This is a genomic window from Catenuloplanes atrovinosus (genome assembly GCF_031458235.1).
Lineage (GTDB): Bacteria > Actinomycetota > Actinomycetes > Mycobacteriales > Micromonosporaceae > Catenuloplanes > Catenuloplanes atrovinosus.
In genome coordinates this window covers 2,562,979-2,577,156 of record NZ_JAVDYB010000001.1, presented here as the reverse complement: position 1 = coordinate 2,577,156, position 14,178 = coordinate 2,562,979, and the positions used below count along the sequence as shown (strand labels likewise).

The following is a 14,178-nucleotide window of genomic DNA, read 5'->3' as shown; positions in this document are numbered from 1 at the left end:
CCGACACCGTCGGCGCTCTCGCTCTCGGGCGCCGGCGCTCCATCCGGTATGCCCGAAAAGCGGCTTGCTATGGCGGCGCGGCGCTATGCCGCCCTGGGCTCCACTGCATGATCGACTGGTTACTGATACGTAGAGCACGTTAAGAGCCGCTGATTACGTGCTCTACGTATCTTTAGTCGCCGACACCCACAGTGAGACGCACATATATACGATATTTCGGGCGCGGTGTGCCGGGACCGAGGCAGGCCGGTGGCTGAGGCAGGCCGGTGGCTGAGGCAGGCCGGTGGCCGAGACAAGCCGGTGGCTGAGGCAGGCCGGTGGCCGAGACAAGCCGGTGGCCGAGACAAGCCGGTGGCCGAGACAAGCCGGTGGCCGAGACAAGCCGGTGGCCGAGACAAGCCGGTGGCCGAGACAAGCCGGTGGCCGAGACAAGCCGGTGGCCGAGACAAGCCGGTGGCCGAGACAAGCCGGTGGCCGAGACAAGCCCACGTCGGGCAGGCCCGGTCGCCGGGCCAAGGGCCACGGCGGGCCAGAGCCGGGTGGCCAGGGCAGGGACACGGCGGGCCAGACCCGGTGCCCGGGGCCGGGACCACGGCGGCTCCGGGGCCGGGGCCGGGGCCGGAGCCGGAGCCGGAGCCGGAGCCGGAGCCGGAGCCGGAGCCGGAGCCGGAGCCGGGGAACCCTACTGGATGGTGGTGATGTCGTCGAGGCCGGCGATGGTGAGGACCGGGGCCAGGAGCGGTGCCGCCTCCAGCTTGGCGTGGTCGACGTGGCGGAAGAGGACCGCGAGACCCGCGCTGTCCAGGTATTCCACCCTGGTCAGGTCGACGATGAAGGAGTCCGCGTCGGAGTGCGCCGACGCGAGCGCCGACGCGAAGGCCGCCGCGTTGCTCATGTCGATCTCGCCGGCCACGGCGAGGACCAGGGCGCCGTCCGGCCGCGAGGTCGTCGCGAAGGACAGTTCAGTGCTCATGCGGGATCGCCCTCCAAACGGTCGCTCATTGCGGGATCCTCGCTCGCATGCCGACGACGGTGCCGGTGGTGCCGGTGGTGATGGTGACCTCGTTCATCAGGGCGCGGATCAGCACCAGCCCGCGGCCCCGGTGGGGATTGTCCTCCGGGCGGGGGGTACGCCAACGCCCGGTGTCGATGACGCTCAGGTGAAGGTCGTTCGCGGTGACGGCGGCGGTCAGGCGGATCAGGCCGCCGTGCAGCTGGCGGTGGCCGTGCTCGATCGCGTTGGCGCAGGCCTCGCCGGCGGCGACCAGGACGTTCTGCGCGGTGCCGGTGTCGATGCCGCAGCGTTCCAGCCAGCGGCGCAGTGCGGACCGGACCGGGGCGAGCCGGGTGGCCTCGGCGGGGAACTCCAGCGCGAGCGGGCCGGGGTGGCGGTAGAGCAGCAGCGCGACGTCGTCGTCGTACCCGGTGTCGGGGGCCATGCTGTCCATCACCTCCGTGGCGAGGTCGCCGAGCGGGGCGGAGCGCCCGCGCTGGACGACGGTGCTGACCCGGCCGATGCCGGTGGTGAGCGGGGTGCGTCGTCGCTCGACCAGCCCGTCCGTGTAGAGCAGGACGGTGGCGCGGGCGGGCACGACGTACTCCGCCTCGGGGCGCTCGGCCGCGCCGCGGACGCCGAGCGGGCGGGACCGGCCCTGGTCGAGCAGGTCGGTGCCGCCGCCGGCGTGCGTGATGATCGCCGGTGGGTGGCCGGCGCTGGAGTAGCGCAGCCGCCCGGTGGCGATGTCCAGGATGCCGCAGAAGACCGTGGCGCAGGCGGCGCCGGGCAGCTGCGCGGCGAATCGGTCGAGCGCCATCAGCGTGGCGGCCGGGTCCATGTTCTGCAGCAGCAGCGCGCGGCAGGCGCTGCGGAGCTGGCCCATCACGGTCGCGGCGGGCAGGCCGTGGCCGACGCAGTCGCCGACCACGATGCCGATCCGGTCGTCCGGGAGCGTGACGGTGTCGTACCAGTCACCGCCGACCTTGAGCGGGCGGGTGGCGGGCGCGTAGCGGACCTCGAAGCCGGCCGGGAGCTGCGCCGGGCCGAGGATCGCGTGTTGCAGCGCCAGCGCGGTCTCCCGCTGCTGGTCGATCTGGTGGATGCGGTGCAGGCCCTGGCCGAGGTGGCCGGCGAGCAGCGCGAGCAGCGTCTGGTCCTGCTCGGTGAACGGGCGTTTCTCGGCCAGCTCGACCCAGAGGACCATGGTGCCGTCCGGGTGCTCGAGGGTGATGCCGGCGCCGCCCATCACGTCCGCGACCGGGCTGAGCAGCGGCTTGTCGCGCAGCGCCCGGAGCGCGACGCGGCGTTCCTCGGGCAGCGTGTCCCAGCGGTGTCCGGGGTCGACCGCGGTCATGGCCGGGTCGCCGGAGGCGCGGAAGACCGCCGCGTAGACCTCGGTGGCGTGCCACAGTTCGGCCAGCATGGGCAGTACCCCGCGGAGCGCGGCGCCGACGTTGTCCGCCTGGGCCAGGCGCAGGCCGAGCGCGGCGAGCGCGTTGTCCCGCTGCACGGCGTAGTGCTCGGCGGTGACGTCGCGGAACGTGCCGACGATGACGCGCCGCCCGGTCTCCGGGTCCTCGACCTGGTTGAATGCGGCGGCGACCCACAGCCGGTGCCCGTCGCGGTGTACGACCGGGATGGTGTACGCACCGCGGGAGCGCTCCATGAGCAGCGCGAACGCGTCCTCGACCAGCCGGTGCCCGTCCGGGTCCGCGCCGCCGTCCGGCCACCACGGGTGCGTCATCGGGTACGGCAGGCCCTCCGGCCCGTACCCCAGGATGTCGGTGAACGTGGAATTGATCTCGATGACCGCGCCGTCCTCGTCGCAGACGAAGAACGCCTCCTGGAGCGAGTCGATCAGCGCGGTGCGCCACCGGGCGTGGTGGGTGCGCAGCCGGGTGAGCTCCAGGTTCGCCCGGACTCGGGCCAGCAGTTCGGCCGAGGAGAACGGCTTGACCAGGTAGTCGTCCGCGCCGGCCTCCAGCCCCTCGATCGAGGCCTCCTGCCCGGCGCGCGCGGAGAGCAGCAGGACCGGCGTGCCGGCCGTGCGCGGGTCCGCGCGCAGCGCCGCGACCAGCTGCAGCCCGTCCAGCACCGGCATCATCACGTCGCTGACGATCAGGTCCGGGCGCCGGCGGCGGGCGGCGTCCAGGGCGGCCTGCCCGTCGCCGACCGCCTCGACCCGGTGCCCGGCCGACTGGAGCAGCCGGACCAGGTAGTCGCGCATGTCCGCGTTGTCGTCCGCGATCAGCACGGTCGGCTGGGTGGACGACGGGAGCGCCACCGGCTCGGCCGGCAGCCAGCGGGACACCTCCTCCACGTACGGGTCGGAGGTGGACGTGACCGTGCTGGCGCTGCCGGCCGGGACCAGCGCGTCCTCGGGCAGGTGGCCGGCGCCGAACGGCAGCCGGATGGTGAACTCGGTGCCCTCGCCGAGCGTGCTGACCGCGGTGATCGTGCCGCCGTGCAGCTCGACCAGCTCCTTGACCAGCGCCAGGCCGATGCCGCTGCCCTCGTTGGAGCGGGACCGCGCGTGCTCGATCCGGTGGAAGCGCTCGAACAGCCGGGGGATCTCGTCGGGTGGCACGCCGATGCCGGTGTCCCGCACGCGCACCTCGGCGCGGTCGCCGTCCGCGCGCACGGTCACCCGCACGCCGCCGTCGAAGGTGAACTTGAGCGCGTTGCTGAGCAGGTTGAGGACGACCTTCTCCCACATGCCGCGGTCGAGGTGGACCGGCTGCGGCAGCGGCGGGCAGTCCACGTCGAGGGTCAGCCCGGCGCGCTCGATCGCGGAGCGGAACACGCTGGCCAGTTCCGCGGTGGTGGCGGCGAGGTCGACCGGCTCGTACCGGGCCTGCATGCGCCCGGCCTCGATCCGGGAGAAGTCGAGCAGCGTGTTGACCAGCTTGCCGAGGCGCAGCGCGTTGCGATGGATGACCTCGAGGTTCGCGTCGGCGCCGAGTCGCGCGCGGAGGTCCTCGACCGGACCCATGATCAGGGTCAGCGGGGTACGGAACTCGTGGCTGATGTTGGAGAAGAACGCGGTCTTGGCGCGGTCCAGCTCGGCCAGTTCCTCGGCCCGCCGCTGCTGCGCCTGGTAGCTGCGCGCGCTGGCGATCCCGGCGGCGACGTGCCCGGCGGTCAGCTCGACGAAGCCGCGGTAGCCCTCGTCCAGCGGCCGGAACCGGTTGAGCGCGGCGACCATGAACCCGTACGGCGTGCCGCCCTGCTGGAGCAGCGGGACGACCAGCGCCTCGGTGGGCGGCGCGGACCAGTCCCCGGTCGGCAGTCCCGCGTACCCGTCGAGGGGTATCAGCACCGACTCGCCGCCATCCGGCGCCTCGAACGACCAGCCGTCCACCCGGTCCGTGCCGGTGGCGCCGGCCAGTTCCGCGGCGCCGTCGTCGGAGAACAGGTAGGTCAGCGTGAACGGCAGATCGCGCAGGTTCCGCCCGAGCTGGGCGCCCGTGAACGCCAGCACCTGCGCCTCGGTGCGGATCGCGCTGGGGTCGGAGCCGAGGTCGCGCAGCGTCGCCATCCGGCGCTCGCCGATCACCCGCTCGGTGTCCTCGCTGACCACGCAGAGCATGCCGACCAGCGCACCGTCGTCGTCGCGCAGCGGGCTGTACGAGAACGTGTGGTAGGTCTCCTCGGGGTATCCGGACCGCTCCAGGAACAGCAGCAGGCCCTCGTCCCAGGTGGCCTCGCCGGTGGAGAGCACGGTCTCGATCCGCGGGCCGATGTCGTCCCAGATCTCCGCCCACACGTCGCTGGCCGGGCGGCCGAGCGCCCACGGGTACTTGCGGCCGAGCGTGTCCCGCCGGTAGGCGTCGTTGCAGAAGAACGTGAGCTCCGGTCCCCAGGCCATCCACATCGGGAAGCGCGAGGAGAGCATCAGGCTGACCGCGGTGCGCAGGCTCTGCGGCCACCCCTCCGGCGGGCCGAGCGGCGTCGACGGCCACGCCACCGCGGCGAGGTCGCGGCCGACGTCGCCGACGAACACGCGTCCTGTCATCGTGGAGTGCTCTCCCGGTCCGGAATCCACAGAAGGATACGGGGCCGGGCCGGATCGGGAGAGCTGGTACGCCAAACGGTCGACCACGTCAGGGCTTGAGAACGACCTTGATGCAGCCGTCCTCCTTCTTCTTGAACATCTCATACGCCTGCGGTGCCGACTCCAGCGGGAGGCGGTGGGTGACCAGATCGTCGACGCCGAGCGGGTCGCCGGCGCCGGTGAGCAGCGGCACGATCTCGTCGGACCAGCGGCGCACGTGCGCCTGCCCCATCCGCATCGTGACGCCCTTGTCGAACAGGTCGAACATCGGGATCGGGTCGGCCTGCCCGCCGTACACGCCGACGATCGAGATCGTGCCGGCGCGCCGGACCGAGGCGAACGCGGTGCGCAGCGCGCCCATCCGGTCCACGCCCATGGTGTCGATCGCCTTGCGGGCGAGCGCGTCCGGCAGCATGCCGGCCGCGGTCATCGCGGCGGCCTGGAACGGCGTGCCGTGCGCCTCCATGCCGACCGCCTCGATCACGCCGTCGGCGCCGCGGCCGTCGGTCAGCTCCAGCACGGCGGCCGGGATGTCGTCGATCTTCGTGTCGTCCAGCACCTCGACGCCGTTCCGCTGGGCCATCGCCAGCCGCTCCGGCACGCTGTCGACGCCGATCACGCGCTCGGCGCCGAGGTGGCGGGCGATCCGCGCGGACATCTGCCCGATCGGGCCGAGGCCGGTGACCAGCACGGTGCAGCCGGGCTCGATGTCGGCCCACTTCGCGGCCTGCCACGAGGTGGTCAGCACGTCGGAGAGGAACAGGTAGCGCTCGTCCGGGTGGCCGTCGGCCGGCACCTTGATCGGCCCGAAGTGCGCCTGCGGGACGCGCAGGTACTCGGCCTGGCCGCCGGGGACCTGCCCGTACAGCTTGGTGTAGCCGAACAGCGACGCGCCCTTGCCGTGCTCCTTGACCTGCGTGGTCTCGCACTGGGCGAAGTAGCCGCGGCTGCACATCCAGCACCGGCCGCAGGAGATGTTGAACGGGATGACCACGCGGTCGCCCGGCTTGATGTGGGTGACCTCGGCGCCGACCTCCTCGACGATGCCCATCGGCTCGTGGCCGAGGATGTCACCCTTCTCCAGGTACATGCCGAGCACGTCGTACAGGTGCAGGTCCGAGCCGCAGATCGCGGTGGAGGTCACCCGGATGATCGCATCCGTCGGCTCCTGGATGGTCGGGTCGGGAACGGTCTCGACTGACACCTTGCTGGTGCCCTGCCAGGTGAGTGCTCGCATGACTCAACGGATGCCCCGGACAGGATGGGATTAACCTCCGGGTTCGGGGGCATCCGGCAGGAATGGCTAACCAGTTTGCAGTGGTCACCGGCGCGTCCAGCGGAATCGGGTACGAGCTTGCCCGGCAGCTGGCCGAGCGCGGGTACGACCTGCTGATCACGGCGGAGGACGAGGGCATCGAGCAGGCCGCGGCGAACCTGCGGCGGGACGGGACCACGTCGGTGTCGACGGTCCGGGCGGACCTCGCCACCTACGAGGGCGTGGAGACGGTCTGGCAGGCGATCGACCGGGACGTCGACGTGCTGGCGCTCAACGCGGGCCGGGGCATCGGCGGCGAGTTCGTCGGCGGCACCGACCTGCGCGAGGAGTTCAACGTCATCGACGTGAACGTCACGTCCACCGTGCACCTGGCCAAGCGCGCGCTGCCCGCGATGGTCGCGCGCGGCGAGGGCGGCGTGCTGTTCACCTCGTCGATCGCCTCCACCATGCCGGGCACCTGGCAGGCGGTCTACAACGCGTCGAAGTCGTTCGTGCAGTCGTTCGCGGAGGCGCTGCGCGCCGAACTGAAGGACACCGGCGTCACCGTGACGTCGCTGATGCCGGGCCCGACCGACACGAACTTCTTCCACCGCGCGGACATGGACGACACCCGCGTCGGCGCCGCGAAGAAGGACGACCCGGCGGTCGTCGCGGAGCAGGGCATCGAGGCGCTGCTCAAGGGCAAGGAGAAGGTGGTCGCCGGTTCGGTGAAGACCAAGGCGCAGGGCGCGGCCAGCAAGGTCATGCCGGACAGCGCGAAGGCCGCGATGCACGCCAAGATGGCGGAGCCGGGCTCGGCATGATGCTGCTCAACGGATACTCCTGGCTGCCGGGGCTGGGGCGCACCCCCGCGCCCACCCGGCTGCTCGGGGTGCGCGCCACCGCGCTGCGCGGGCCGGACGCGGTGCGGTTCTTCTACGACGAACGGCACGTCCGGCGGCACGGCGCGCTCCCCGAACCGGTGCGCGGCACGCTGACCGGCAAGGGCGCGGTGCACACGCTGGACGGCGAGGACCACCACCGCCGCAAGGCGATGTTCCTCGCGCTGCTCAAGGAGCCCGCGCACATCAAGCGGCTGGCCGACGAGGTGGACGCGGCGTGGGACGCCGCGTCCGCCCGCTGGCCCGGCCGGAAGGTCATCCTCTTCGAGGAGTCCGGGCGCATCCTCACCGACGCGGTCTGCCGGTGGGCCGGCGTGCAGCTCCCGCCGGGCACGCTGCCCCGGGTGGCCGCGGACCTGCAGGCGATGGTGGACGGCTTCGCCACCGGCGGTCCGCGGCACTGGCGGGCCCGGCGGGCGCGCGGCCGTCAGGAGCGGCAGTTCCAGGCCCTGGTCTCCGGGGTACGGGACGGCAGCGCGGTCGTGCCGCAGGGCTCGGCGTGCGACGTGGTGGCGCGGCAGCCGTCGCTGTCGCCGCGCACCGCCGCCGTGGAACTGCTCAACATCATCCGGCCGACCGTGGCGGTGTCCTGGTTCGTCGCGTTCACGGCGCACGCGCTGTGGCGCTGGCCCGGCCAGCGGCAGGCGCTGCGCGACGGCGGTGCCGAGTACGCCCGCGCGTTCGCGCACGAGGTGCGGCGCTTCTACCCGTTCGCGCCGTTCGTCGGCGGGCGCGCCGTGGACACGCTGACGTACGGCGGCGTGGAGATCCCCAAGGGGTCGATGGTGCTGCTGGACATCTACGGGCAGAACCACGACAACCTGCTGTGGCCGGACCCGTACCGGTTCGCTCCGCAGCGGTTCCTGGAGCGGGAGCCGGGCCAGGACGACCTCATCCCGCAGGGCGGCGGCGACCCGGCACTGCACCGCTGCCCCGGCGAGGACATCACGGTCACGCTGATGGCGCAGATCGCGGCGCGGCTGGCCGCGCTGGACTACGAGGTACCGCCCCAGGACCTGGAGATCTCGCTGCGCCGCATCCCGGCGCTGCCCCGCAGCCGGGTGGTGATCCGGGTCCGCTGACCCGGTGCGGCGGCCGCGTACCAGGCACGGCAGAAGAGGACGATCAGCACCAGATCGATCAGCTCTCCGCCGTAGTACATCAGGTACGCGGCCGCCTCCGCGTCCGCGGCGCCCACCCCGGGCGGCGGATGGGCGTACAACCATTTCGCGAGTACGGCGTGCGCGCCCAGGAACCCGGCCAGCGCGGCCGCGCGGACCCCGAAGGACGGCCGGTGCGGCGCCGGGTCCGGGCCGATCAGCGCGGCCGTGAACAGATACCCGGCGGCCAGCACGTGCACGTGGACCGCGGCGTGCGGCCAGCCGGGGTGCGCGGACGCGGCGTAGAGCGGCGTGGCGTAGAGCAGCCAGAGGCCGCCGGCGTTCAGCAGCGCGGCGGTGACCGGGTGGGTCAGCGCGCGGACCGGCGCGGATCGGAGCAGCCGCGACAGCGCGCGGGCGCGGGCGGCCGGGAGCGCGCGCAGCAGCAGCGTGATCGGGGCGCCGGCCACGAGCAGCAGCGGTGCGACCATGCCGAGCAGCAGGTGGCCGGCCATGTGCGCGGTGAACTCGCCGGGCGTGCGGAGGTGGGGTCCCAGGCCGGCGGCGAGCGCGCCGGCGCACCAGGCGAGCGTGCGGCCGAGCGGCCACGGGCGTCCCCGCCGGGCGACCGCGGACACCGCCCAGAGATATCCGCCCGCCAGCGCGACCGCGAGCAGCTCAGGCACGGGTGCGCAGCATCGCCAGGCCGGCGGCCAGCAGCACCACCGCGATCACGTTCCAGGTCCAGTCGTACGGCGCGAGTTCCACGTCGTACCGGATCTGGTGCATGCGGAACAGCTTGTGCTGGATCGTGCCGTCGTAGAGCTGGAACGCGCCCGCACCGGCCAGCACCGCACCCCACCAGCGCCGCGCCGAGAACTCCCCGCGCCGCCGCAGGTCCGCCAGCATGAACAGCGCGGCCACGGTCGCGAACCAGCTGATCCCGTGCAGCACGCCGTCCGAGACGATGCCGGCCGCGCCGCTCGCCCGGTCGTAGAAGTGGTGCCAGTGCAGCAACTGGTGGAAGACGAACTCGTCCACGAACGTGGCGAGGCCGACGCCGAGCAGCGCGCCGGAGACGACGGTACGGGCCGAAGCGTTCATGATCACCGATCTGCCGGGGACGCTGCGCGCGTACCCCCGGGTGCCCGCCGCAAACGTGTGCGCACCGCCGCCCGGTCGGGTAACAGTAGTCAGATGGACGACGAGCCCCGACCCGCGCTGGAACCGCTGAGCGACTACCGGGTGGTCGACGACGAGGATGACCCGGTGCTGGTGCACGCCGACGGCAGCCCGGTCGACTCGTGGCGGGAGGACTACCCGTACGACAAGCGGATGACCCGCGAGGAGTACGACGCGATCAAGCGCCGCCTGCAGATCGAGCTGCTCAAGCTCCAGAAGTGGCTGAAGGACTCCGGCCAGCCGATGGTCATCCTGTTCGAGGGGCGTGACGCCGCCGGCAAGGGCGGCACGATCAAGCGGTTCATGCAGCACCTCAACCCGCGCGGCGCGTCCGTGGTGGCGCTGGAGAAGCCGAGCGAGCGGGAGAGCCGGCAGTGGTACTTCCAGCGCTACATACAGCACCTGCCGGCCGCCGGCGAGATCGTGCTGTTCGACCGCTCCTGGTACAACCGGGCCGGCGTCGAGCGCGTGATGGGCTTCTGTTCCCGTACCGAGTACCTGGAGTTCCTGCGCGAGACGCCGGAACTGGAGCGCATGCTGGTCCGGTCCGGCATCCACCTGATCAAGTTCTGGTTCTCGGTCTCCCGCCAGGAGCAGCGCACCCGCTTCGCGATCCGCCAGATCGACCCGGTCCGCCGCTGGAAGCTCTCCCCCATGGATCTGGCCTCACTCGACCGCTGGGACGAGTACACCGAGGCGAAGGAGGCGATGTTCTTCTACACCGACACCGCCGACGCCCCCTGGACCGTGATCAAGAGCAACGACAAGAAACGCGGCCGGGTCGAGGCCATGCGCTACGTCCTCTGCCGCTTCGACTACCCCGACAAGGACCACGACCTGGTCGGCACCCCCGACCCGCTGATCGTCGGCCGCGCCTCCGCCCTCGTCGAGGGCACCTACGACTCCCCCCACGTCTTCCCGAAACTCTGACCGGCGTTCACCCGACCGGGGGCTCAGCGGTGGCGGACCGTGGCGGCGGCGAGGGTGAGGACCACGGCGTCCTCCAGGAGGGCGGCGGCCAGCGGGGGCCAGCCGCGCCGGGCGGCGAGGGCGCGCCAGCGGGCGCCGGCCACGCTGCCCGCCACCGCGCCGGCCACGGCCGGGGCCAGCGCCACCGCGGGTGACGAACCCTCCCGGACCGCGAGGACGGCGGCGGACGCGGCCGCGGTGGCCATCCGGGTGCCGAGCGACGGTGGGGTCAGGCGGCTCGGCGCGTTCGGCAGCTTGTCGCCGGCGAGTTCGCCGAGCGCGCCGGCCACCGTCAGCCAGCGGCCGCGCGTGCCGCCGAGCCCGGCCAGTGGGCCGGGCAGCGCGCCGGGCCGGGTGGTGAGCGCGAGCGCGGCGAGGCCGGTCATGCTGCGGCCGCCGGTGACCGCGCCGAGCAGGAACGATCGCAGTACGGGCATGTGCGCCGGATACCCGGACATCCCGGCCGGAAACGGCGGGTTGCGAACGGCCCGGGGTGGGTAGTCGGCGCGCATGCGTATCGGAAATGTTGAGGTTCGGGCGCTCGGTGGCGGGGCCGGCTGCCTGGGCATGATTCTGGTGTCGATCCTGCTGTCCGTGCTGTGTACGGTCGGCGCGAACCTGCTGCTGCGGTGAGCGGCCTCAGCCCTGCGGCCGGAGCAGCGTGATCCGGTTCGCGCCGAGCTCGGTGACGTACAGGTTGCCGAGGTGTTCGGTGACGTCCAGGGGCTGACTGAAGCCGGTCAGCCCGGGCAGGCCGGTGGTGCGGTTGCTGAGCGTGCCGTTCGCGGCCACGTCGAAGGTCTGGATGTCCTGACCGGACGAGTAGCGTACGACCAGCAGCTTTCCGCGCAGCGCGCCGCCGAACGCGGTGCCGCGGTACTCGATGACGCCGTTGGCGGAGGCGTGCAGGCCGGCGTCGTACATGCCGGGCAGGTCCAGGTTCGGGTCCGGCCGCGTGCCGGCGGGGTAGGCCGGGACCTGGAACGGGTCGGTGCCGGTGGTGGGGTTGCCGCCGGCGAGCACCCACTCGCAGCGGGCCGGGTTCGGGTGGCCGTAGTAGCGGCCGGGCCGCACGTCGAAGACGTAGTCGGTCTCCGCGGTGCCGACGCCGGTCAGCCCGGGCACGGCCGGGCCGGTGTAGCCGCGCCGCGCGCAGGACGCGGGCAGCGGTGACGGCGTGGCGGGCGTGTTGCCGCCGGCCGCGGAGCCGTTCGTCGGCGTGTAGAGGTGGCCGTTGGAGTGCCAGACCAGGTCGTACGCGTTGCGCACGCCGGTCGCGTGGATGGTCAGCGGGGCGCCCGGCGCGTACGGGTCGTAGGTGCCGCCCTCCTCGGTCTTCGCGTCGAGCGGCAGCGTCGCCGGCAGCGCGGCCGGGTCGAGGCGGAGCACGGCCGCGGACAGCAGCCGCTCGGGCCGGTTGCCCCAGGTGGAGTCCGGCGCGCCCATCGCGTTGTTGGCACCCTGGGTGGTGTAGAGCGCGCCGTCCGGGCCGAACGCCAGCGAGTTGGTCTCGTGGTCCTTGACCGACCGTGGCAGGTTCGTCACCACGTCGGTGTAGACGCTGAGGTTCGGGCCGCTGAGCCGGGCGATGTGGCTGGACCAGTCCGGCACGTTCAGCGGGCCCGTGTACTGGTAGTTGTCGGTGATCCACAGGATCGGCGCGGCGGGCGTGGACGCGGGGTCGAACGCCATGCCGATGACCGTGCGGTTCGGCGCGCCGGCCAGCCCCGCCGCGACCGCGTGGTCCCGGACCGTGGTGATCACCGTGGCGGTGCCGAGCGTGCCGTCCGCGTTGATCGGGAAGCGGAGGATGCGCCCGTCCAGCGTGCCGGCGTAGAGGCGGCCGTCCGGGCCGGTGACGACCGTGGTGAACGGCGCGCCGGTGGCCACCCCGACCTGCTTGGTGAACGCGATCGGCCCGCCGGTGCCGCCGCCGGCACCGGTGCGGAACACGATCGAGTACGGCGCGAACGCGCGCCCGGCCACGTCCCGCACCTGCGCGGTGACGTCGAACCGGTACAGCGTGGACGGTTGCAGCGGCGCGGCCGGCGAGAGGTTGATGACGTCCCCGCCGCCGCTGGTGATCGGGTTCGCCGCGACGGCCGCGCCGTCGGCGACCCGGGTCAGCGTGACCGTGCTCGCGGTGAGCGTGGCCGGGTCGACGCCACCGCCGGGCAGCCGCAGGTCCTCGACCACGCTGGCGGTGACCGGCACGTCGGACGCCAGGTTCGGCGGCGTGCTCGCCCGCACGGACGGGACCGCCGCCGACGCGGGCACGCTGGTCACGTCCACGTAGTGCAGCTTGGTGTTGGTGCCCCCGGCCGGGCTGAGCGTGAGCCGCCCGTCCGTGACGGTCACGGTGCGGGTCGCCACGGCGTGCCTCACCGAGGCGGTGGGCGTGAACGCGGCCACCGCGTTCTGGTCCTCGATGTTGACGTAGTGGGTGCTGTCCAGCGCGGTGCCCGCGTCGCCGGCCGCGACCGTGACCACGTACGCGCCGTTCGGCACGGCCGCCTCCCAGCTCCCGGGCGTGGTCACGCCGGACGACCCGGCGGGCAGCTGCGCGTGGATCAGCGTGGCCAGCCGCACGTCCGGCTGGCCGCTCCCCCGGTTGCGGCCGTTGCCGGCCAGCGACAGCGGCGTGCCGGTGCCGAGCGCCACCCACCCGTACCCCCGGGTGGTCGTGAACGCATCGCCGGAGTCGCGGACGTAACCGGACGGCGGTGCGGTCGCCGCGTCCGAGAAGTTCACCCTCAGCGTGTACGCCGCGGGCGTGGCCGAGACGGCCGCCGAGGCCGCGGACTCGTTGCCGTGCCGGTCGACCGCGCGCACGGTCCACGCGTACCCGGTCCCGTTCGTCACGCCGGTGTCCGTGAACGTGGCCGTGGTCAGCAGGCCCGGCCCGGAGACGAGCGCACCACCCCGGTAGACGCGGTATCCGCCCAGGTCGGCCGCGGTGCTCGCGGCCCAGGTGACGGTCGCCTGCCGGTCCCCCGGCGTCGCCGCGACCCCGGTCACCGGGCCCGGCGCGGCCGTGTCCGAGGTGTCGCGGGCGATCTCGGCGTGGGTGAGCTTGGTGTTGGTGCCGCCGATCGCGTCGAGCGTCAGCCGCCCGTCCAGCACCGGCACGGTCACCGTAGCCGTGCGGAACTCCTCCGCCGCCGAGCCCTGGAAGGCCGCCACCGCGGTCACGCCCTCGGCCCGCACGGTGTGCCGGCTGTCGTAGGCCGGCTGGTCACCGACGCCGACCGTCACCTGATAGGTCCCGGGCGGTACCGCGTACTCCCACGCGCCCGCCGTGCGCACGCCGCTCGTGCCGCCGGTGTCGCCGTACCGCATGTGCACGATCGTGTTGAGCAGCGGCGGCACGCCGGGCCGGGCCCGGTCCCGCGTGTTCGCGCTCAGGTCCAGCGGCGTGCCGGGCGCGTCCTCCCGCACCCAGCCGTGGCCGCGGCCCGCGTCGAACGCCGCGCCGGTGTCCGCCACGTACCCGCTCGGCACCGTCCCGCCCGCCGGCCGAAAGTCGATCTTCGCGACCGGCACCACGGCCGCGCGCGCCGGCACGGCGACCAGCATCGCCAGGCAGCTCAGAACAAGGACGACGGCGATGCGACGGTACGTGGACACGGGCGCTCCCAACGGCCGGGGACCTCACGCTCGCACAGCCGCCGGCCCGCGCGCCGACCCGTCGCACCGCTTCGGCCGGGCTCGCGCCGATT

General features: G+C 73.2%; 11 protein-coding genes. 4 read left to right on the top strand and 7 right to left on the bottom strand.

Annotation, left to right across the window (positions count from 1 at the left end):
* Positions 1-682: 682 nt before the first annotated feature.
* From J2S41_RS11575 to J2S41_RS11565, 3 genes are all read right to left on the bottom strand, one after another.
* On the bottom strand, positions 683-973 hold the full coding sequence (locus J2S41_RS11575; RefSeq protein ID WP_310366598.1) for an STAS domain-containing protein: 291 nt from the start codon (positions 971-973) through the stop codon (positions 683-685).
* Positions 974-998: 25 nt separating this feature from the next.
* Positions 999-5,012 (bottom strand): SpoIIE family protein phosphatase, encoded by a 4,014-nt coding sequence (locus J2S41_RS11570; RefSeq protein ID WP_310366596.1) that lies wholly within the window; start codon positions 5,010-5,012, stop codon positions 999-1,001.
* A gap of 88 nt (positions 5,013-5,100) precedes the next feature.
* Positions 5,101-6,288, bottom strand: coding sequence for a zinc-dependent alcohol dehydrogenase (locus tag J2S41_RS11565; protein WP_310366593.1), 1,188 nt, complete (start codon positions 6,286-6,288; stop codon positions 5,101-5,103).
* Between the two features lie 62 nt (positions 6,289-6,350).
* On the opposite strand from J2S41_RS11565, the gene J2S41_RS11560 reads away from it, so the two are divergent.
* Positions 6,351-7,130, top strand: a complete 780-nt coding sequence (locus J2S41_RS11560) for an SDR family NAD(P)-dependent oxidoreductase (protein WP_310366591.1) — start codon at positions 6,351-6,353, stop codon at positions 7,128-7,130.
* Positions 7,127-8,290 carry a cytochrome P450 gene (locus tag J2S41_RS11555; protein ID WP_310366589.1) on the top strand — a complete coding sequence of 388 codons (1,164 nt, stop codon included), beginning with the start codon at positions 7,127-7,129 and terminating at the stop codon, positions 8,288-8,290. Before J2S41_RS11560 ends, J2S41_RS11555 begins: the two co-directional genes overlap by 4 nt.
* Here J2S41_RS11555 and J2S41_RS11550 read toward each other — a convergent pair.
* On the bottom strand, positions 8,203-8,994 hold the full coding sequence (locus tag J2S41_RS11550; RefSeq protein ID WP_310366586.1) for a cytochrome c oxidase assembly protein: 792 nt from the start codon (positions 8,992-8,994) through the stop codon (positions 8,203-8,205). The two genes, J2S41_RS11555 and J2S41_RS11550, sit on opposite strands and share 88 nt — an antisense overlap.
* A complete protein-coding gene (locus J2S41_RS11545) occupies positions 8,987-9,412 on the bottom strand; it encodes a DUF2243 domain-containing protein (protein ID WP_310366583.1) in 426 nt (141 codons plus the stop codon). The genes J2S41_RS11550 and J2S41_RS11545 overlap by 8 nt, the downstream gene beginning before the upstream one ends.
* A gap of 93 nt (positions 9,413-9,505) precedes the next feature.
* Here J2S41_RS11545 and ppk2 point away from each other — a divergent pair, with 93 nt between their 5' ends.
* Positions 9,506-10,420 (top strand): polyphosphate kinase 2, encoded by a 915-nt coding sequence (ppk2, locus tag J2S41_RS11540; protein ID WP_310366580.1) that lies wholly within the window; start codon positions 9,506-9,508, stop codon positions 10,418-10,420.
* A 23-nt stretch (positions 10,421-10,443) separates the two neighbouring features.
* Here ppk2 and J2S41_RS11535 read toward each other — a convergent pair whose 3' ends face one another.
* Positions 10,444-10,896, bottom strand: a complete 453-nt coding sequence (locus tag J2S41_RS11535) for a hypothetical protein (RefSeq protein ID WP_310366578.1) — start codon at positions 10,894-10,896, stop codon at positions 10,444-10,446.
* A gap of 73 nt (positions 10,897-10,969) precedes the next feature.
* Between J2S41_RS11535 and J2S41_RS11530 the strand changes: the two genes are divergently transcribed.
* Positions 10,970-11,092: a hypothetical protein gene (locus J2S41_RS11530; RefSeq protein WP_310366576.1), complete on the top strand. Its 123-nt coding sequence runs from the start codon at positions 10,970-10,972 to the stop codon at positions 11,090-11,092.
* Between the two features lie 6 nt (positions 11,093-11,098).
* Here the strand turns inward: J2S41_RS11530 and J2S41_RS11525 are convergent, their stop codons facing one another.
* Complete coding sequence (locus tag J2S41_RS11525; protein ID WP_310366574.1) at positions 11,099-14,086, bottom strand: Ig-like domain-containing protein; 2,988 nt, start codon at positions 14,084-14,086, stop codon at positions 11,099-11,101.
* Positions 14,087-14,178 lie beyond the last annotated feature (92 nt).

What these genes read in the sequence shown, in the direction of transcription:
- J2S41_RS11535 (WP_310366578.1), bottom strand. Translation starts at nt 10,896, where the DNA reads ATGCCCGTACTGCGATCGTTCCTGCTCGGCGCGGTCACCGGCGGCCGC.
- J2S41_RS11555 (WP_310366589.1), top strand. Translation starts at nt 7,127, where the DNA reads ATGATGCTGCTCAACGGATACTCCTGGCTGCCGGGGCTGGGGCGCACC.
- J2S41_RS11545 (WP_310366583.1), bottom strand. Translation starts at nt 9,412, where the DNA reads ATGAACGCTTCGGCCCGTACCGTCGTCTCCGGCGCGCTGCTCGGCGTC.
- J2S41_RS11570 (WP_310366596.1), bottom strand. Translation starts at nt 5,012, where the DNA reads ATGACAGGACGCGTGTTCGTCGGCGACGTCGGCCGCGACCTCGCCGCG.
- J2S41_RS11530 (WP_310366576.1), top strand. Translation starts at nt 10,970, where the DNA reads ATGCGTATCGGAAATGTTGAGGTTCGGGCGCTCGGTGGCGGGGCCGGC.
- ppk2 (WP_310366580.1), top strand. Translation starts at nt 9,506, where the DNA reads ATGGACGACGAGCCCCGACCCGCGCTGGAACCGCTGAGCGACTACCGG.
- J2S41_RS11575 (WP_310366598.1), bottom strand. Translation starts at nt 973, where the DNA reads ATGAGCACTGAACTGTCCTTCGCGACGACCTCGCGGCCGGACGGCGCC.
- J2S41_RS11565 (WP_310366593.1), bottom strand. Translation starts at nt 6,288, where the DNA reads ATGCGAGCACTCACCTGGCAGGGCACCAGCAAGGTGTCAGTCGAGACC.
- J2S41_RS11560 (WP_310366591.1), top strand. Translation starts at nt 6,351, where the DNA reads ATGGCTAACCAGTTTGCAGTGGTCACCGGCGCGTCCAGCGGAATCGGG.